Origin of the sequence: Gulbenkiania mobilis, from assembly GCA_004346645.1 — a bacterium.
Classification (GTDB): Bacteria; Pseudomonadota; Gammaproteobacteria; order Burkholderiales; family Chromobacteriaceae; genus Gulbenkiania; species Gulbenkiania mobilis.
The window spans coordinates 150,278-167,787 of the sequence record SMDA01000006.1; the positions used below are offsets into that span (position 1 = coordinate 150,278).

Genomic DNA, 17,510 nt, shown 5'->3' on the forward strand with positions numbered 1-17,510 from the left:
TTTACTCAAAAAAAGCGCTAGTATGGCGGACTTTTAGCGATTTCCCTGTCTGGCACTCCCGCCGGACAGATTGTCCTCATCGTCCCTGACCATTTCCAGGCTTCGTCCACCGGCAGAGTTTCACGCGCCCGGGTTTGCTGTTCGCCGCTTGCAGGTTGGTGCCGATGAACATGGCTTCGCGCCATTTGATCGCCTTCGGGCACCTTCCCGCCGAACAACCCGGCACGAAAGGAACTCCATGCATTTCAACGATCTGGGCCTTGCGCCCATCATTACCCGCGCCCTTGACGAAGCTGGCTACACCACCCCGACCCCGGTGCAGGGTGCTGCCATTCCGGCCGCTATCGCTGGACACGATCTTCTGGTGTCGGCACAGACCGGCAGCGGCAAGACCGCAGCCTTCCTGTTGCCCGCCCTGATGAAAATGAGCGAGCGTTCCACCCTGCCGGGCTCCGGACCGCGGGTGCTGGTGCTGACTCCGACCCGTGAACTGGCCCAGCAGGTAGAAAAGAACGCACTCACCTACGGCAAGCACATGCGCTTCCTGCGCACTGCCACGCTGGTAGGCGGCTCTTCCTTCGGCTTCCAGATCCGCGCCTTGTCGCGTCCGGTTGATCTGGTGGTGGCCACCCCTGGCCGGCTGATGGACCACATGCGCTCCGGTCGCGTGGATTTCTCCCGCCTGGAAATGCTGGTCCTGGATGAGGCCGACCGCATGCTGGACATGGGCTTCATCGAGGATATCGAGACCATTGTTCGCGCCACGCCGGCCACCCGCCAGACTGTGCTCTTCTCTGCCACGCTGGACGGCACCGTTGGCAAGCTGGCCGAGCGCATGACACGCGATCCGCAGCGCATCGAGATCGCCCATGTCGAAACCGGCGGCCAGATCGAAGAGCATCTGTTGTACGCGGATGACGGCAACCACAAGAACCGCCTGCTGAACCACGTGCTGAAGGAGTCTGGCTACGACCAAGCCGTGATCTTCACCGCCACCAAGATTGGCGCCGAAGAAATGGCGGACCGTCTGGCCGACGACGGCCACGCAGCGGCCTGCCTGCATGGTGACATGCCCCAGAGCTGGCGCAACCGCACACTGAACGACCTGCGTCGTGGCCGCATCAAGATTCTGGTAGCCACCGACGTGGCCGCTCGCGGCATCGACGTGCCCACCATTACCCATGTGATCAACTACGATCTGCCCAAGCAGGCCGAAGATTACGTGCACCGCATCGGCCGTACCGGTCGTGCCGGTCGTGACGGCATGGCGATTACCCTCGCCGAGGTGAAGGAATTTCACAAGGTACGCCGGATCGAGCAGTACCTGAAGCGCCAGATTACCGAGGGCGTGATTGAGGGTATGGAACCGACCCGTCGCCCCCCCAAGGGTCCGAAGCGTCACACTGCCGGTCGCCCGGGCGACAACAAGCGTCGCTACGGCAACGGTGGCGGCTATGCCGGCAAGAAGCCGGGCGGCCAGGGTGCTCGTCACGGTGGTGACCGTCGGGGCGCGCCGCGCAGCGAGTTTTCGCGCGACTGATCACCTCCCCCCACCTTTACACCTTTCTTATACGGCAGCGTTTACGCTGCCGTTTTTGTTTTGTGCTTTTTACGAATCGTTGCGCACGCACGCTATTTGCAATGGCACGTTTAAAACATGCGGCCAGTGCCCACGTAGTGAACGGCCAAATGGCCAGCACAAGAGGAAGGAAACGCAGAGGATGATGGAACAGAAGTGGCCAGATTACCTGTGGGTGGTCCGGCACGGCCAGAGTGCTGGCAACGTGGCACGAGACGAGGCCGAGTCCGCCGGTTTAGCCCTGATCGACATTGCCACCCGGGACATGGATGTGCCCTTGTCCGTCCTTGGGGAACGGCAGTCCCGGGCGCTGGGCCAGTGGTTTGGCCGCCTGGGTGAGGACGCCACTCCCACCGTGGTGCTGTGTTCGCCGTACAAGCGGGCCCGGATGACTGCGAAGCTGATTCTGGAGCATGCCGGACACGACCAGGCAGAGATTCCGCTTGTGGCCGACGAACGGCTGCGGGAAAAAGAATTCGGCATCCTCGACCGACTGACCAAGCACGGCATTGCCCAGCGCTATCCGGAGCTACACGCCCAGCGCCGTCACGTAGGCAAGTTCTACTTTCGCCCTCCAGGCGGCGAGAGCTGGTGCGACGTCATCCTGCGCCTGCGCAGCATGCTCGACACGCTTACCCGTGACTACCGCGGCGAGCGGGTGTTGATCGTGGCACATCAGGTGATCGTCAACTGCCTGCGCTACCTGCTGGAGCGGCTGGATGAAGAAACCATCCTACTGATCGACCGTGACAGCGACGTGCCCAACTGTGCCGTCACTTCCTACCGTTTTGACCCCCAGCGCGGCCGCCACGGAAAACTGGTGACCGATCTCGTCAACTTCGTCGTGCCGTTGGAGGAGGCGGGTGCACCGGTAACAGCCGAGCCCGACGCCCCGGCGGCCCCCAAACCCTGACCGGAGAACAGCATGAACTTGCCTCCCCCTGGCATATGTGTGGATGAAGCATGTCTGGGGGCATGGCCACTGCCCATGCCCCCTGAAGAGGCCGATAAGGAAGAGCGCGGCCGAGTACTGATCGTCGGAGGTTCCCGCGAGATGCCGGGAGCCGTGATCCTGGCTGCCACCGCAGCGCTGCGAGCCGGTGCCGGCAAGGTGGCGATCGCCACCAGTAGCAGCGCCGCACCGCTGGTGGCGATGGAAATCCCAGAATCCCGCGTGATCGGCCTGCCGGAAACCCAGACGGGCGGCCTGGCTGCGGAAGGCGTTGAAGAGATCGCCGACCTGGCACGCCGTGCCGGTGCAGTGCTGATCGGGCCGGGCATGGTGGACGAAACGGCTACGGCCGCCTTCGTGGAGCGGCTGCTGCCCCGGCTGGACAATACACCGTTGCTACTGGATGCCTGCGCCATGGGCGTGGTGCGTCAGCAGGATGACCTCGCCTTTAACACACCGGTGCTGATGACCCCGCATGCAGGGGAAATGGCGCATCTGAGCGGTACTGCCAAAGCCGCCGTGCAGGAAGACCCGGCCTCGGCCGCCCGGGCCGCTGCCGAACGCTGGAAGGCCGTAGTAGCAGTGAAGGGGGCGGATACCTACATCGCTGATGCCGAAGGCGGCTTATGGCACCATGCCGGAGGTAATGTCGGCCTGGCCTGCTCTGGCTCCGGCGACACCCTAGCCGGCATCATCGCCGGACTGGTGGCGCGCGGCGCGCCGCTGACGCAAGCCTGCGCCTGGGGCGTGGCCCTGCACGCACGCGCAGGGGAACGCTTGGCAGAGCGCAAGGGCCCGCTGGGCTATCTTGCCCGCGAGATCCTGGACGAGATCCCGCTGCTGATGCACAGCCTGGCCCATCAGCCAGGTGGCGGACAGCCGCATTATCTGGGTCACTGGTAAGCCTGCCGGTGGCAGATGCAAGGTTGGCCGAAGCTCTCGGGTTTCGGCCTTTTTCATGCCTTTGCCTCTGGCGTCAGTCCGATGGCATCGAAGTTGCTCTGGGGTATGCAAACGACCACCCGCCACGTCGTATCCGTCAGATCAACCTGCTTGAGAAAGGAATCCACCATGAATGTGTCGATGCTATTTGGCGAGCGCGCCCTGACCAAGCTGGCCGGGGTGTGCGACACCCCTGACCGGGCCAACGCGGTAGCCCAGCGCCTGCAGCGCGACGGGCACCTGTCGCAGGAGCAGGTGCAGGTCGTATTCCCCAACGATCCGAAGTTCAGCCTGAAGCTGGAGCCGGAGCCGCGCGGCATGGTCAAGACTGCTGCCCGCACCCACCTCATCCTCGGTGGACTGGGCCTGGTAGTGGGGCTGCTCGCCTACGGGCTGATGTGGTTGCTGCATGTGGATTTCGTGATACTGAGCCCGGTGGCCTCCTTCCTGGCGGCGATCATCCTCGGCCTCGTGTTCGGCATGCTGTTGGGCGGACTGGTCGCCATCCGCCCCGACCACACCGTAGTGGTGGAGACGGTGCGCAAGGCGGTGGATACGGGCAAGTGCGCGGTAATCGCCCATCCCAAGAGCGAAAAGGAACGCGCCGATACCACCCGCATCCTCAAGGAAGCCGGCGTGGAAGTGGTCGGCAGCTACTGAGCGCCAGCGGCCTAAAACGTGCCCCGGCGGGTGCATCTGCCGGGGCACGCGCACGTCCGGGCTCGGCATGACAGCCCAAGGACCAGCGGCGATAATGACGCCCTTGTCCGCAAGGGGAACAATGTTGAGCAAGTACGGCGAACTGGTGCGCTTGGTTGCAGAACGGATCGAACGCGGCGATTACCGCCCGGGAGAGGCGGTGCCTTCCTTGCGGACGCTGCAGCAGCAATATGGCATCAGCCTCAACACCGCCCGGCGCGCCTACTACGAACTGGAGCGTCTGGGCTATATCGAGGCCCGCCCGCGTAGCGGCTATGTAGTGACTGCAGGCGGACGGACGGCCGATCAGTCCGGTGAAGCTGCCAGCCTGGCTTCTCCCTTTCCCCATCCCTCGCTTTACGATACCCGCGCACTCTCGCACGCCTTTGTCGGGGCCATGCGTCACTACCACGACGCACTGGTCGACCCCGCCCCGGCCGGACTGCCCGCCCTGCGCCGACAGCTAGCCAGGCTGGCTGCGCAGGAAGGTTGGGAGATGTATGCCGATGAGATGCTGATCACCTGTGGCGGAATGGAAGCGCTGTCACTGGCGATCGGAGCCGTCACCCATGGTGCCGCCTCGCCGCAGGTGGCGGTACTGTTGCCGGCGTTTCCCGGCCTGCTGGGCAGGTTGGCCGAGCAGGGGATCCGCATGCTTCCGCTGGAGGTGGGGGCGGACGGTCGCCTGGATACCACCAGGCTCGAGGCGGCGCTGGCGGCGGGGCAACTGCAGGCGATTGCCTTGATGCCGGTGCATGCCCATCCGCACGGCCGCAGCCTCCCTTCGGCTGTGACCCAACAACTGCTGGCGCTCTCCGAACGCTACGACGTGCCGTTGATCGAGGATGATGCCTACCGCTGGCTCGGGTTTTCCGGCGACATCCCGTCACCGCTCAAGGCACAGGACCGGGCAGGGCGCATCCTCTTGTGCGGCACCTTTTCCAAGTCCCTGTCACCCGGTTACCGGGTGGGCTGGCTGCTACCGGGGCGGTACGCGGCCATCGCGGCCCGGCTGAAGACGTCCCACACACTGGCATCTCCTTTGCCCAATCAGTTGGCGCTGGCTGAGCTGTTGGCGGGCAACCGTTACCGCCCGGCGCTCGCGCGTCTGACTGCCGGCCTGGGGCAGCGTGTGCGACGGCTGGAGGCGGATCTGGCCGAGGTGGGCCTACCCGTGCCGCAGACGGCAGAGGGAGGCTGCTTTATCTGGCTGCCGGGCCTTCCGGCGCCTGTCACGCAACTGGCGACGGGTTCGGGCCATCCGGCGCTGCACTTCACGCCGGGCAACGCCTGTCACCCGGGCTTGGCCGGAGCGCATGCACTGCGCCTGAATGCCAGCTTCTATCAGCCCGCGCAGCAGCGGCCGGCCCTGGAGGCCTTGGCGCTGCGTCTGCGTCGCTTGGCCTAGGGCATCAGGAAGGGAGCATGGGCTTCCACCGTGCGCAGCGGATCGGCGGCGTCCTCCACCACAAAACGCAGCGGGTGGCTGCCGCTGGACAGCGCCTCCGGCTGGGCGGCTACCGTCACCACGAAGCTTCCATCGGCGTCTGCCGGCACTTGAAAACCATCCGCCCCCTCCAGGCGCACACCTGGGGCGCCTTCCAGACGCACCCGGTAGTGGCGGTGCTCGCCCCGGGTGTTGAAGATACGCAGCGTGTAGGCATTTTCGATCTCTCCCGCCTCATTCTCGCGTGCGAATACCGCCCGGTCCCGCAGCACATCCACCTTGAACGGCGCATGCAGGTAGAGCCCGACCCCCATCACCGCGCTGCATACAATCATCAGCCCGCTATAGAACAGTGCCCGCGGGCGCTGTAGCCAGCCCAAGGGCGGCTGGCCGCTCTCCAGTGCATTCTGGGTAGAAAAACGGATCAGCCCGCGTGGTCGCCCGGTCTTGTCCATCACTGGATCGCAGGCATCAATGCAAAGCCCGCAGTTGATGCATTCGTACTGCAGCCCCTGGCGAATGTCGATCCCGGCAGGGCACACTTGTACACACAGCCCACAATCCACACAGTCCCCTTGCGGCCGGGCGGCGGCAGGCGTTGACCGCCGCAGTGCCCCGCGCGGTTCGCCGCGCGTGGGGTCGTAGGTCACATGCAGTGTGTCCCGGTCGTACATCACTCCCTGAAAGCGCGCATACGGACACATGTGCTTGCACACCGCTTCGCGCAGGTGTCCTGCCAAGAGCCAGGTGAAAGCGGCATAGCCCAAGGCGAAGCCGGTCTCCCAAGGGCCCAGCATTCCTTCGGCCAACCTTGCCACCATAGGGCGCATCGGGCTGAAGTAGCCCACCAACGTCAGCCCAGTCCACAGCGCGAACACGGCCATGGCGCCCTGGCTTGCCGTCTTGCGCAGGATTTTTTCCGGTGTCCATGGCCCTGCATCACGCAGCCGGCGTGTGCGCTGTGGGCCTTCGAACACTTGCTCAATCCAGAGCATGATCTGCGTGTACACCGTCTGGGGACACGAAAATCCGCACCACAGCCGGCCGGCCAGCGTGGTCCAAAGGAAGAGGCCCAGCACCGACAGGATCAGCGCCCCGGCCAGATAGATCAGGTCCTGCGGCAGTAACACCAGATCGAAGAGGTAGCCCCGCATGGTGCCAAAGTCGAACCGCACCGCCGGCCGGCCATTCCACATCAGCCAGGGCAGCAGGAAGAAGACGAGCTGGGTAACGGCGACGAAGCCGACACGCCAGCGATTGAAGCGCCCCGTCACCGGCCTGGGATAAATCTTGAGGGTCTGAAACTGTAGCTTTTGCGACATGGTGCCTAAATCCTGCGATGAAATGCCGGCAGCTTAGGGAAGCGTGCACCCGGGCAACAGACACAGACCGTACCTCAGTGCGGGGCACAGCCGCGGCCTCTGGCCGCTTCCACGCCGCCAGGTGCCTGGCACCGCGCTTGCCGGGGCGAAGGCACGAATTGAAGGAGGGTCATCATGCCGGTCTGGCTACAGGCATTGTTGTGGGGGTTGCTGTCCGGGGGCGCATTGGTCATCGGAGCGACGCTGGGTTACTGCACGCGCCTGTCGCAGCGCATGGTGGCTGCGGTGATGGCTTTTGGCAGCGGCGTCCTGATTTCCGCTCTGTCGCTGGAGTTGATGCAGGAAGCCTTCGAGCAGGGGGGCTTTGACGCCACCATGCTTGGTTTTCTGGCGGGCGCTGCTGTCTACACCGGCGCCAACGTGCTCTTGGCACGGGCCGGCGCTCGCCACCGCAAGCGTTCGGGGTCGCAGCAGCGGGAGGAAGCCTCGGGGGCAGGCGGAGGGCTGGCCATAGCCGTAGGTTCCTTGTTGGACGGAATTCCCGAAGCAGTGGTGATCGGCGTCAGCCTGATCGGCAGCGGCAAGGTAAGCACCGTCGCGGTTGCGGCCGTATTTCTGTCCAACATTCCGGAAGGCCTCTCCAGCGCGGCCGGCATGAAGAAGAGCGGGCGCTCGGCCGCGTATGTGTTTGGACTGTGGACCGGAATCGCCCTGCTGGTGGGACTGGCAGCGCTGGCAGGCTATACCGTGTTCAGCCGTTTTCCGGGCGAAGTGGTGGCGGCCACCAATGCCGTGGCCGCCGGGGCGATCCTGGCCATGCTGGCCGACACAATGATCCCAGAGGCCTACGAGTCCGCGCACGACTACAGCGGGCTGATCACGGCCACTGGTTTCCTGCTTGCCTTTCTGCTGAGCAAGTGGGCCGGCTGAGGCCTCAGAAACGCAGCGGCAGCGCCTTCCCACCACTTCAGCACCGCGACCTTCTCAGCAATGATCTGGGTGCGCCATTCCTCCGTGGTGATGGATGCAGCCTGCGGCTCGTAATCACGCTTGAGCAACTGCATCAACGTGTAGGTTTTACCCGTCCCGGGCGGGCCGTAGTAGACGCGGTTGAAGCAAGTAGGTGGGTGTTTGTTGCCCGTGCTCGGCGTGGTGGTTGGCGGCGGAGTCACCCCTTCATCCAGGCTGGCAGCTTCAATTGGCTCGCCCGCCAGCGCGGCCACTTCTGCCAAGTCCGTACCGAAGAACGGCTTGAGCAAAGTGGACTCGAATTCCGGCAGATCGTGTGCGCCCACCTGCCAGAAGGTCGAATTGCCCTGCGGCGACCAGTTCTTGGAGTTGGCGGTGTAGCGGTCGGTACGCTGGGCAGGCTTGAGCACGCGGTAGCTGCGCTGCAACCAGCCGTCACCCTTGTCGCAGGGCATGGCAGCCGATGTGAACTGAGCAATACGCTGCGGGCTGTTGCCGTGGCACAGGAAGAACAAGGCGCCTACCGGTGCCTCCGCGAACTTCTTGCCTTGCTCCTTGCCGGTGTCCCGGTGCATCACCGCCCATTGGCCATCCAGATACTGCTGGCGCTCCGCATCGGTGAAATTGGGTGGGTTGCCGTGGGAGAGCTTCCAGATCGCCAGATTCTTCTGGCTCCACGCTTCCCACACCTGCCGCCCAAACTCCAGAATTCCCAGTCCACCGGGCCGCTTGGCTACCGTGGCCTGCTGCAACGCGGCCATGCTTTGGCTGGCTGTACCGCTGACGAATACCGCCAGCGGTGCACGCTTGAAGATGTCCACGATCACCGGCGTCTGACGGTTTTGGTAGTGAAAGGCGATCTTCCACTTGAAGGCTTCACCCAGATGCTCGAATGACTCGATGGCCTTCAGATCGCCCTGAGCCGCCCAGTCGGCCACCTGCACCACGAAGCCGCGCACTTTCTCGAAGGCATCTTGTGCCGTGGTGCCCAGCGATGAATACCAGCCGTGTGTATCCGAGTAGGAAAGCTTGGCGTCGGATTTCTTATCCTCGGTGTCTTTGCGCGAGAACACGCCGAACTTGAACGACGATCCACCCCAGATGCTGCCCAGTTCGTCGAGGCGCGATTCGATCCAGTAGGTGAAACTGTCTTTCGAGCCAGCCTGGCTGTATTCATCAAGCGTCATCGTGGCCAGCCGTGAGGCGGGCCAGACGGTCAGGAATTCATCCCACAGGGCGTATTGCTTTTGGAAGTCGCTCATTTCAGCGCTTCCTCAACCCAGTCCCACCGCTTATCCTTGACCATCACGAACCGGCAGCGGCCCTCCGACAGGTTGGCCCACAGCCCCCCGATCAAGCGATCATCCTCAGCCCCGTTCCAGCGATCAGCCCCCTTGTATTCCACCGCCAGAATCACGCCGGGCTTGTCTGCACTGCCGGGCAACTGGCACAGAAAATCGGGATAGAACCGGCCATCGGCCTTCTGCAGGAAGAACGAGCTGCCTTCGCGCCGAACCAGGTTGCGTACCCAGAACTGGATACGGCCCTGCTGTGCCCACATATCCAACTGGCAGGCGCACTCGAATTCCTCCTTGCTGTCGAAGTCGCCCATCCGCCCATAGAAATGCTTGCGGAAATCGAAATGGCCGAAGCGCCCGTCGTAGTCGCGGCTGGGGGCGTAGGCCTGGGCGTGAAACTCGAAGGCGTATTGATCCGTCACCGCCACCCGCGTGGCCGCATCGTCACCGAACAACGCCTGCTGGAATGCCTTGCCGACCGCCTGCTTGCGCAGTTCACGAATGCGCGCCTCGATCAGATTGCGGATCAGGAACTTCTGCAGGTTGGCGCGGGCCAGGGTGAAGCCATCCCGGCACAGCAAATCGGTGAGCCACGCCGCGACAAAGGCCTGCTTGCTGGCATGGGTCAGTGACTGCTCGGGCAGGTTGCGGCACAGCCAGGTGGCAAGGCGAACTTCATCCCAGTTTTCGGGTTGATAGACGAGACCCAGATCGCGTTGCAACTCGGGCAGGAAGCGCGACACCACGTGGCCACCCGCATCGATGTCGATCTCGCCGCCTTCCGATACTTTCAGCGCGGCACCCAATGCCGTCAGGTCATCCGCTGTCGGCGCGGCATCATAGGGAGACAAGTCCCACGGATACTCCAGCACCTCCGGGTCATCAAACAGTGCCAGTTGGCCCTGCACGCGCAAGGCCAACTGCGGCACCCGAAAACGCTCGCCCAATTCGGCAGGCGTCTGAAAGAATTCAATCGCCGTGGTGCGGCTGACTTCGGCGGCTTCCACAATCGCCGCTGCGGCGGTTTCGGAAGTGACCGAGGCCTTGAGCACTTCGGCTTCATATTCCGTGAGCGGCGTGCTGATGGTCAGCGTGTTGAGCTTGCCGTCCCAGCTCACCTTGTCACGCACCGGCTTCGGCACGCTCTTCAGATCAGGTTTTTCGGACAAGGTAATCGCTACCGGCCGAACGACCACACGCCCAGCGTGGCCCTCCAGATCCAGCCGTGCCTGTTCGGCCTTGGCAGCAGTGACGAATTCCGTGACCTCGCGCCGCTCGAACCCGGCACCGGCCACCAGACGATCCCGCAGCGCGCCTGCCGTCTCGGCAAAGTTGCGCGACACCACGAAGGCATAGGATTGGTTCAATGCCTTCGCCTGCCGATGGACCGCATCCGGTTGTCGCAACACACGCCCGAGCAACTGCTCCACCGCCGTGGCCGACGACAGCGAAGCCATGCTCACCAAGATGTAAGCAAATGGGCAGTCCCAGCCCTCAGCCAGTGCCTTCTGGGTGATGACGAACTTCACCGGGCAGGCCGGGTCGGATAGTCCCAACTGGTAATCGGCCTCGATTCTCTCCAGTCCCTTTTCTTCGCCGGTGGCCACCACAATCTCGCTGGCGGGAATGCCATGGTTGGTGATCAGCTCGTTTTTCACCTTCTCGAAATCCAGCGTCTCGAGGCCGGCACGGCGCGGCTCCGACTGAATCAGCACCAGCGGGCGCAGGTAGGGGGCACCGGCCCGGCGTTCTTCGTCCGCGAGCTTCTGTAGCGCATCGCGCCGCGCAATGGCATCGGCCAGACACTGCTGCCAGTTGGGCTCCGTCTCCAGCACCACCGGCAGCTTGATCATCTCCTCCGCCTTCAACTCGGCGGCGGATACGCTGTGCAGCACATTGCTGGGCGTGCGCGTAAGGTCGGGCGTGGCGGTCAGTTCCATCACGCCGCTGGGGCGCAAGCGTGCCAGCATGTCGAAGGCCAGTTCGGTGCGGCTGTTATGCGCCTCGTCCACCACCACGAAGGGCCGGCGCAGGCGCAGCACGTTGGCCAGCGAATAGGGCGTGGTGCGCTCGCTGCCCTCGCCATCGGTCAGCAACTCATCGCGCTGCGTTGGCGACAGGTTGTCGAAGTGATGCATCAAGGCGCCGCTGGACTGATACACCTTGCGGCATTCTTCCTCTTCCACCTGGAAGGCCTGGCGCGTGGCGACGATCACCGTGGTCGACGTATCCAGCGTGGCGCGGGTGACGCTCTTGGCTTCTTCCAGATCGAGTACGGTGATCGGCCCCGCCTCGCGCAGTGCAGCGTGATACGGGTGGCTGCGATCCTTCAATGCCTTGATCGTCTGCTCGCGAATTGGCTTGCTGGGCACCAGCCACAGAATCACGCTGTGCTCGCAGCGCAGCAGGTGCGTGTTGACCAGTTGGACGCTTTTCGCAGCCAGCCAGGTCTTGCCGCCACCGGTGGGCACGCGCAGGCAGAAGTACGGCATGTCGGCCGGAAAGCCCGACAGCGGGCTGTAGGGGTTGCCGCGCCCCCACAGGCGTTCGGTGGTGGCGGTGAAGGCGATCGAGGGCGACGGCAGTTCGTGGCAGGTCTTGAAATAGGCCGCCACGCTGTCGAGTACTTGCTGTTGATAGGTCTTGGGTGCAAAAGTTTTCATGCTTCAGCACCCGGCACAGACTCCCCGCGCAGATACAGGGTATCGGGCGACAGGTCGATTTCGTCCGTCCAGGTCACCGCGCCGTGCTCCACATGAGCACGCTGAAATAATGCCGGGTCTTGCAAGGCAGCGAACGCGGGGTAATGCAGATAACTCCGCATATCAAAACGGCGCCATTCGCCCGTCGCGAATTGAGCCACCAGGGTGTAATCCGGCAAAGGCCGAACCAGAATCACGTCAGGTGTCATTGCTCTTCTCCTTAGCGCAAGGGGTCAATTTTGAACGGCGTTTGCCCTGTGCTGGCCAAATGCCAGTCGGCCATCAACTCGTCGCGGTGAATCTCCAGCCAAGCTTGCAGCAGCTTCATTTGCCGAGTTGGCAATTCCCCTTCAAGCAGTTCTCCCTCTGGAATCTGAATCACCGCCTTGAATTCGTTATAACGGACATGAATGTGAGGAAGATGGTGCTTTTCGGTGTCCAGCACATACATCGCCACCAGAATCCCGTAAAACATGCTGATCGTCGGCATGATCAAATCTCCAGCGCATAAGGCGTTTGCTTGAAAGTGATGCCTTCGCGCACCGCGCGGGTGCCCATACGGTTGGCAGCGGCGTAGATCACTTTCGGACCGGCAAACTTCGGCAGCACCTCGAACACCGGGCCGGTGAGCACATTGCCCCCGTCCACGGATTTATCCTTGAGAATGCCGTTGTAGAGCAGATAGATGGCGCGGCCCTCATGGATGCCCAGCAAGGGGGAGTCGGCGGTGCCGGTGAAGCCGGTGCCAGTTTCGGCAAACCAGACGAACTCGGCCAGTTGCGCGAAGCTCACATCGCTGCGGATCTGGCCATCGGCGTCGAACAAGGGCTCGGCGGACAGGCGGCAGAATTGGAAGCCGCCGCCGAGGCCCTCGACGGCCTGCCCCTTGGCGTTGGTATAGCCTTCGGCCACGCGCCGAACGCGCTCGCGGGTGACGTTTCGAGCGATGCCCTCGTCCATCTCGACGAGGATGAAGCGGCGGTTGCCGCCGTCCTCGGCGTTTTGTTTCAGTACGGCGTGCGCAGTGGTTCCTGTCCCAGCGAAAGAGTCGAGAACCAAGCTATCCGGAGGAGCGCAGTAAGAGATTACTCGCTGTATCAGGGCAAGCGGTTTCGGAAAGGCAAATACACGTTCGTCGAGAATCTCATCGAGCTCTCGTGCTCCAGACTGGGTTTTGAACTCTGCCCAAAAGCTGGATGCCGGCATTCTTTCTTGTGTTTCGGACAGAAAGCGCTTCTTGCGAGGCCAGCCGGTTGCAGAGTTGGGTGGCCACCATATGCGGTTTTCGGACAAGAGCCGTTCATAGCCAGCCCGATCAGTGATCCAGCCCTTTGCCGGGTCGGGCTTCCACACGTTGGCAGTCCCAGGCTGCTCCATGTTGTAGTCGTGGAGGTTTGGGCGTTCGGAGGCGGTTGCCTTTCCCTTGAGTGGGTCGGTGACATACGGCCCCCTCGGGTCCTTATCTGGATTCTTGAAGTCCGAACGGTCGATTACCCGCCCTTCAATCTTTGACGATGCGGACTTCCCGTAGACGAAGATGTATTCATGGTCAGGAGAGAGCCGCGTCTTGATTCGGTTGTCTGTGTTGCGGGTATTCCACGTGATCGTTGCAATCCGATTCTTGAAACCGAAAATTTCGTCCAACAAAAGTCGAAGGTGTCCAGCTTCGACATCATCCAATGAAATCAGAATTACTCCGTCGTCCGAAAGGAATTGACGAAGCAGCACCAGGCGCGGGTACATCATGCACAGCCAGCGGTCGTGCCGGTCCAGCGTCTCGCCTTCCTTGCCCACCACTTCGCCCAGCCATTTGCGTATCTCCGGACTGTTGACGTTGTCGTTGTACACCCAGCCCTCGTTGCCGGTGTTGTACGGCGGGTCGATGTAGATGCACTTCACCTTTCCGGCATAGCGGGGCAGCAAGGACTTGAGCGCGTGCAGGTTGTCACCCTGCACGATGAGGTTCCCAGCATCCGCCGGGCCGCAGGAGAGTTCCGGCACCGGCTCCAGCAGGCGGAAGGGCACGTCCTTGTGGTGTTTGACGACGGCTTCTTTGCCGATCCAGTTCAATGTTGGCATTGGCGTCCATCCCCTCAAGCTTTGCGTGATGGCGTCTGGCCATCGCCGCGTTGTTCTTCATCCGCGCCCCCGGCGCGCACCCAGTCGTCCACCTCGGACACTTTGAACTTCCATAAGCGCCCCACGCGGTGGGCAGGCAGGCTCTTGCGGTCGATCCAGCGGTAGATCGAATCGCGCGTGACGCCCAGATGCTCGGCGATCTGATCTACGGACACCCATGGTTCAGCGGTCATGGCAACGCTCCGGCAGCAGCGGTTGGGGCGGCATAAAGTCGGTTTGAATCGCAAAGATTGCAATTTATCAGGTTGAAGGCCACCAGACGAGCTTTCGATGCCTTGGGCATCATCTTTTCTTGGCTTCCTGATCGTCCAGCGCGTGAATGGTGGCGTCATCCATCAAACAGGAGCCAACGATGACCACCCAGTCCACCGCCCTCGACACCTCCCTTCAGCGCCTGCCGCTGATACTCGACAAGATCGAGGTCCTACGACATCTGGCCAACGACCACTTCGGCCACGACCCGGACGCCATCCACTGGGGCCACGTTGGTGACCTCGGGCGGGTGGATCAGGCGCTGGATGACCTGCTGGCGATCTTCGACGTCCACGCCCAGTAAGAGAGGCCGCGATGGACACCCTACTCAAACTTTCCCCGGCCCAAAGCCTGCTGCTGCGTACCGCAGCCCGCCGTCCTGATGGGCGCGTGATCCCGCCAGACTCCCTGCGCGGCGGCGCACGGGTCAAGGTGCTGACCGCACTGCTGCAGCGCGGGGGGATCGAGCCTGCCGAAAGCGGCCACGTGCTGACCGACGCGGGCTACGCGGCTTTCGGCCAACAACGGGCCGTGCCGCTGGATGATGTCCAGCCGATGGACGCCATCGGTGACCTCCGGCTTCTGGAGGGCATCTCGGTGCGTCCCGGCACCAAGCTCGCCGCGCTGGTGATGGCGCTGCGCCGCCCGCAAGGTGCGACCTGCCTGCAACTGATGCTGACGACCGGCTGGCAGCCGCACACCGTGCGCGGGGCAATTTCCGGGATGCTGCGCAAGAAGCTCGGCCTGAACGTGGTGCTGGCGCACAACGACAGCGGCGAACGGGTGTACAGGGTGGTGTGATCAGCCGCCAAGGGTGTCCAGTTTCTTCAGGCCCTGCGGATACCCCGGCGTGTCTGACGCATCGGACACAGTTCCACGTAACTCTCTATACGCGTGCGCGTGCGCGCGCCTCACGGAAAGTTACGACAACCTGTGTCCGATGCGTCAGACGGGGTGCAAAGGCTCGTGGGCCGATTTCTGCAACCCAGCCAGCGAATCGGCTGCAAACCCGCACCAGCATTGAGTTTTCGTCCCTGGCCGTTTTCGCGCGCACCGGGGTGCAAACCTGCAAACCCGGTACGCACCAAGGTTCGCACTCTCCTCTTTCCCAACAATCCCGCACACGTCAGCGTTGACGCGGCATTCAGCCCGTTGACCCGCACCGCCAAGTGCGAACCGCAAACCCTGCAAACCTTGTTTCCTGGCCAGACGGTAGCGCAATGCTGCGCTCGCGCCCCCCGTATTGGAATATCGTCAGGAAGGACCCCTTTCGCCTGGGGCATGTATGCGTGCGCGGGCGACAACAATAGGCGCTGACCATCACCATCGTCACAACCATCACGGCCGGACTGATCTGCTGTGCAGGTCTGAGTCCAGAAGGTGCAGTCGAATACGCTCGAAGCCCTGGAACATCTTGTGAGCTGCCCGCTGCAAGCGTCTGAAATCAACCCACGTCTCCGGATCTGGCGCAGCGCCTGCCTTGTAGGATGAATGCGCGCCGTCAGGGTAGCGAAACACCGTGGACTTCGGGTCAAGCCGGTCGAATTCTGCGATCCGATCAAGGAGCCAACTGACCTGATCTGCCGGATATCTGCTTTCGATATGTGGCTTCAAAGAGTTTGCCAAATCACCCAGCCTGTGGCCATGCCTTTGATTGGGCATGAGCGCTTTGAGATACAACTCAAGGGCGTGCCGGTAGCAAAACAGGATCGGGTAGGCGGCTTCCCACGATTCGCGCCGCTCGGCCGCCGTAGCCAGAAGTCGGTCGGCTGCTTCGCCAAATGCACGGGCCACTTCGAATTCATTCATGCCTCCCGCGCCGACCGCGAACGTTCCAAAGTGAAACTCGTACTCCCCGAGCTCGTCTGGGGGCTCGGTGAAGATGTTGTGCTGATCGTCGCTCATTGCTTGCTCCTGACTGCGGGTGTCGAGACCCTTGATGGTGACGATTGTTTGATGATGTCGTTCGCCCGGTGTGACAGTGGTGATGGTTGTGACGGTCGCCCCTTATTGTTTACACCGGCGAAAGCACGGATATGCCCTCGGCACGGTCATCACGCAGGGAGCGTAGCGGTGGCTCGCAGTGGGCGATGGAGAACCGGCATGGATGAACGTGGACGGTGCTGGACCACCCTCGGTAGACTGATGGGCAATGAACCCGCATCTGCTCACCCTGGCCCTGACCACACCGCTCGAACAACTGCTGGAGTTGCCGAACGCGGTGCGGATTGCTGCCTGCGCCCGAGAAGATTTACAGCGCTTCAGCGCAGAGCAGTTGGCGCAGATGTTGGCCAGCATGGATGCCGCCATCACCGACTCCGTGACGTTGGCGCAAATCAAGCACGGCGGTGAACTGATCGACCGTTACGAGAAGCGCGACCTGGACTGGTTCATCGAGGTCACCAATCAAGCCGAATGGCCGCGCCTGAGGTCAGCACCTGCAACGGATCGCGATTACCTCCGGCTCTTGGCTCTGTACAAGTTGGGCGTGGTGATTGAGGCCACAGCAGATACCCCGTAAGGGATCATCATCATGCCAGCGGTAGATGCGCTGATGGAATCGTTGGAATCCTTGGTGCTGGCCGATCTGTTGCCGGAACCGCCATCAATGGAACAGCTCATCGAGGAAGCGTGGAAGGCCGGACTCACGCCGGAGCCCGTTGCCGCCGACGAAGTGCGCAAGGCCCAAAGCCAGGCAGTCAGACGGGCGGCCGATGCTCGACACGCCAGCAACCGGGCCGCAAGACAAAAGGCCCTGGAACTGTTCGCTTCGAACACCTACCGCACCAAGGAAGAGGCCTACCGCATCATCGGCGCGCAGGTCTGCAGGGCACCGGGCACGATCAAGAATTGGATCGCGGGCATTCCAAAAGACTCGCCGCCCAAGTAATTTCACTGCGAACCTTCACGCTGCGCGCAGCGTGATCATCGTGCGCGCACCGTGTCTATGAATGCCAATTCTTGTGGCATTCAATACAGAGCATCCCCAAACGACCACGGATGCTCGCCATGTACCAACCCCGTCCCGCACTGCCCGAAACCGGCTTCGTTCGGTTGCCGCAGATTCTGTCCCTGATCCCCATCAGCCGCTCGGCATGGTGGGCAGGCATCCGCGAAGGCAAATTCCCCCAAGGCATCAAACTCGGCAGCAAGACCACGGTCTGGCGCGCTGAGGACATTCGCAATCTCATCGAACGCTCGCGCTGATT

At 62.6% G+C, this 17,510-nt stretch carries 19 protein-coding genes; 11 read left to right on the forward strand and 8 right to left on the reverse strand.

All coding sequences use genetic code 11. The features are described from left to right. The first annotated feature begins 238 nt into the window (after positions 1-238). From EV669_RS10570 to EV669_RS10590, 5 genes are all read left to right on the forward strand, one after another. A complete protein-coding gene (locus EV669_RS10570) occupies positions 239-1,540 on the forward strand; it encodes a DEAD/DEAH box helicase (protein ID WP_132098642.1) in 1,302 nt (433 codons plus the stop codon). Between the two features lie 181 nt (positions 1,541-1,721). After that, positions 1,722-2,492 carry a histidine phosphatase family protein gene (locus EV669_RS10575; protein ID WP_207913867.1) on the forward strand — a complete coding sequence of 257 codons (771 nt, stop codon included), beginning with the start codon at positions 1,722-1,724 and terminating at the stop codon, positions 2,490-2,492. 12 nt (positions 2,493-2,504) lie between these two features. Beyond that, positions 2,505-3,434 (forward strand): NAD(P)H-hydrate dehydratase, encoded by a 930-nt coding sequence (locus tag EV669_RS10580; RefSeq protein WP_132098643.1) that lies wholly within the window; start codon positions 2,505-2,507, stop codon positions 3,432-3,434. 168 nt (positions 3,435-3,602) lie between these two features. Continuing rightward, a complete protein-coding gene (locus EV669_RS10585) occupies positions 3,603-4,133 on the forward strand; it encodes a hypothetical protein (RefSeq protein ID WP_054286439.1) in 531 nt (176 codons plus the stop codon). Positions 4,134-4,254: 121 nt separating this feature from the next. Continuing rightward, positions 4,255-5,580, forward strand: a complete 1,326-nt coding sequence (locus EV669_RS10590; RefSeq protein WP_132098644.1) for an aminotransferase-like domain-containing protein — start codon at positions 4,255-4,257, stop codon at positions 5,578-5,580. On the opposite strand, the gene ccoG is transcribed toward EV669_RS10590, so the two are convergent. Beyond that, a complete protein-coding gene (gene ccoG, locus EV669_RS10595) occupies positions 5,577-6,941 on the reverse strand; it encodes a cytochrome c oxidase accessory protein CcoG (protein ID WP_132098645.1) in 1,365 nt (454 codons plus the stop codon). The two genes, EV669_RS10590 and ccoG, sit on opposite strands and share 4 nt — an antisense overlap. 174 nt (positions 6,942-7,115) lie before the next feature. Here ccoG and EV669_RS10600 point away from each other — a divergent pair, with 174 nt between their 5' ends. Continuing rightward, positions 7,116-7,871: a ZIP family metal transporter gene (locus EV669_RS10600; RefSeq protein WP_132098646.1), complete on the forward strand. Its 756-nt coding sequence runs from the start codon at positions 7,116-7,118 to the stop codon at positions 7,869-7,871. On the opposite strand, the gene EV669_RS10605 is transcribed toward EV669_RS10600, so the two are convergent. The 6 genes from EV669_RS10605 to EV669_RS10630 are packed head-to-tail and all read right to left on the reverse strand — an operon-like array spanning position 7,805 to position 14,222. After that, positions 7,805-9,172 (reverse strand): hypothetical protein, encoded by a 1,368-nt coding sequence (locus EV669_RS10605; RefSeq protein WP_207913870.1) that lies wholly within the window; start codon positions 9,170-9,172, stop codon positions 7,805-7,807. The genes EV669_RS10600 and EV669_RS10605 overlap by 67 nt on opposite strands. Next, positions 9,169-11,871 (reverse strand): DEAD/DEAH box helicase, encoded by a 2,703-nt coding sequence (locus EV669_RS10610; RefSeq protein WP_132098647.1) that lies wholly within the window; start codon positions 11,869-11,871, stop codon positions 9,169-9,171. The genes EV669_RS10605 and EV669_RS10610 overlap by 4 nt, the downstream gene beginning before the upstream one ends. Further along, positions 11,868-12,119, reverse strand: coding sequence for a DUF2442 domain-containing protein (locus EV669_RS10615; protein WP_132098648.1), 252 nt, complete (start codon positions 12,117-12,119; stop codon positions 11,868-11,870). Before EV669_RS10615 ends, EV669_RS10610 begins: the two co-directional genes overlap by 4 nt. 11 nt (positions 12,120-12,130) lie before the next feature. Then, positions 12,131-12,400, reverse strand: a complete 270-nt coding sequence (locus tag EV669_RS10620) for a DUF4160 domain-containing protein (RefSeq protein WP_132098649.1) — start codon at positions 12,398-12,400, stop codon at positions 12,131-12,133. 2 nt (positions 12,401-12,402) lie between these two features. Then, positions 12,403-13,989, reverse strand: coding sequence for a site-specific DNA-methyltransferase (locus tag EV669_RS10625; protein ID WP_132098650.1), 1,587 nt, complete (start codon positions 13,987-13,989; stop codon positions 12,403-12,405). A 14-nt stretch (positions 13,990-14,003) separates the two neighbouring features. After that, entirely contained in the window at positions 14,004-14,222 is a 219-nt protein-coding gene (locus tag EV669_RS10630) for a helix-turn-helix domain-containing protein (RefSeq protein ID WP_132098651.1), read from the reverse strand. Between the two features lie 179 nt (positions 14,223-14,401). On the opposite strand from EV669_RS10630, the gene EV669_RS10635 reads away from it, so the two are divergent. After that, positions 14,402-14,605: a hypothetical protein gene (locus EV669_RS10635; RefSeq protein WP_132098652.1), complete on the forward strand. Its 204-nt coding sequence runs from the start codon at positions 14,402-14,404 to the stop codon at positions 14,603-14,605. A gap of 11 nt (positions 14,606-14,616) precedes the next feature. Then, a complete protein-coding gene (locus tag EV669_RS10640; protein WP_132098653.1) occupies positions 14,617-15,102 on the forward strand; it encodes a DUF3489 domain-containing protein in 486 nt (161 codons plus the stop codon). 537 nt (positions 15,103-15,639) lie between these two features. Here the strand turns inward: EV669_RS10640 and EV669_RS10645 are convergent. Continuing rightward, entirely contained in the window at positions 15,640-16,206 is a 567-nt protein-coding gene (locus tag EV669_RS10645) for a hypothetical protein (protein ID WP_132098654.1), read from the reverse strand. 247 nt (positions 16,207-16,453) lie between these two features. On the opposite strand from EV669_RS10645, the gene EV669_RS10650 reads away from it, so the two are divergent. The 3 genes from EV669_RS10650 to EV669_RS10660 all read left to right on the forward strand — a co-directional run bounded on the left by EV669_RS10650 (position 16,454) and on the right by EV669_RS10660 (position 17,508). Then, entirely contained in the window at positions 16,454-16,822 is a 369-nt protein-coding gene (locus EV669_RS10650) for a hypothetical protein (protein ID WP_132098655.1), read from the forward strand. 87 nt (positions 16,823-16,909) lie between these two features. Next, positions 16,910-17,191 (forward strand): hypothetical protein, encoded by a 282-nt coding sequence (locus EV669_RS10655; RefSeq protein ID WP_132098656.1) that lies wholly within the window; start codon positions 16,910-16,912, stop codon positions 17,189-17,191. A 119-nt stretch (positions 17,192-17,310) separates the two neighbouring features. Beyond that, positions 17,311-17,508 (forward strand): helix-turn-helix transcriptional regulator, encoded by a 198-nt coding sequence (locus EV669_RS10660; protein WP_111868017.1) that lies wholly within the window; start codon positions 17,311-17,313, stop codon positions 17,506-17,508. Positions 17,509-17,510: the final 2 nt, after the last annotated feature.

Excerpts from the sequence above, each read along its gene's own strand:
- EV669_RS10570 (WP_132098642.1), top strand. The coding sequence starts at position 239 with ATGCATTTCAACGATCTGGGCCTTGCGCCCATCATTACCCGCGCCCTT.
- EV669_RS10575 (WP_207913867.1), top strand. The coding sequence starts at position 1,722 with ATGATGGAACAGAAGTGGCCAGATTACCTGTGGGTGGTCCGGCACGGC.
- EV669_RS10580 (WP_132098643.1), top strand. The coding sequence starts at position 2,505 with ATGAACTTGCCTCCCCCTGGCATATGTGTGGATGAAGCATGTCTGGGG.
- EV669_RS10585 (WP_054286439.1), top strand. The coding sequence starts at position 3,603 with ATGAATGTGTCGATGCTATTTGGCGAGCGCGCCCTGACCAAGCTGGCC.
- EV669_RS10590 (WP_132098644.1), top strand. The coding sequence starts at position 4,255 with ATGTTGAGCAAGTACGGCGAACTGGTGCGCTTGGTTGCAGAACGGATC.
- ccoG (WP_132098645.1), bottom strand. The coding sequence starts at position 6,941 with ATGTCGCAAAAGCTACAGTTTCAGACCCTCAAGATTTATCCCAGGCCG.
- EV669_RS10600 (WP_132098646.1), top strand. The coding sequence starts at position 7,116 with ATGCCGGTCTGGCTACAGGCATTGTTGTGGGGGTTGCTGTCCGGGGGC.
- EV669_RS10605 (WP_207913870.1), bottom strand. The coding sequence starts at position 9,172 with ATGAGCGACTTCCAAAAGCAATACGCCCTGTGGGATGAATTCCTGACC.
- EV669_RS10610 (WP_132098647.1), bottom strand. The coding sequence starts at position 11,871 with ATGAAAACTTTTGCACCCAAGACCTATCAACAGCAAGTACTCGACAGC.
- EV669_RS10615 (WP_132098648.1), bottom strand. The coding sequence starts at position 12,119 with ATGACACCTGACGTGATTCTGGTTCGGCCTTTGCCGGATTACACCCTG.
- EV669_RS10620 (WP_132098649.1), bottom strand. The coding sequence starts at position 12,400 with ATGCCGACGATCAGCATGTTTTACGGGATTCTGGTGGCGATGTATGTG.
- EV669_RS10625 (WP_132098650.1), bottom strand. The coding sequence starts at position 13,989 with ATGCCAACATTGAACTGGATCGGCAAAGAAGCCGTCGTCAAACACCAC.
- EV669_RS10630 (WP_132098651.1), bottom strand. The coding sequence starts at position 14,222 with ATGACCGCTGAACCATGGGTGTCCGTAGATCAGATCGCCGAGCATCTG.
- EV669_RS10635 (WP_132098652.1), top strand. The coding sequence starts at position 14,402 with ATGACCACCCAGTCCACCGCCCTCGACACCTCCCTTCAGCGCCTGCCG.
- EV669_RS10640 (WP_132098653.1), top strand. The coding sequence starts at position 14,617 with ATGGACACCCTACTCAAACTTTCCCCGGCCCAAAGCCTGCTGCTGCGT.
- EV669_RS10645 (WP_132098654.1), bottom strand. The coding sequence starts at position 16,206 with ATGAGCGACGATCAGCACAACATCTTCACCGAGCCCCCAGACGAGCTC.
- EV669_RS10650 (WP_132098655.1), top strand. The coding sequence starts at position 16,454 with ATGAACCCGCATCTGCTCACCCTGGCCCTGACCACACCGCTCGAACAA.
- EV669_RS10655 (WP_132098656.1), top strand. The coding sequence starts at position 16,910 with ATGGAACAGCTCATCGAGGAAGCGTGGAAGGCCGGACTCACGCCGGAG.
- EV669_RS10660 (WP_111868017.1), top strand. The coding sequence starts at position 17,311 with ATGTACCAACCCCGTCCCGCACTGCCCGAAACCGGCTTCGTTCGGTTG.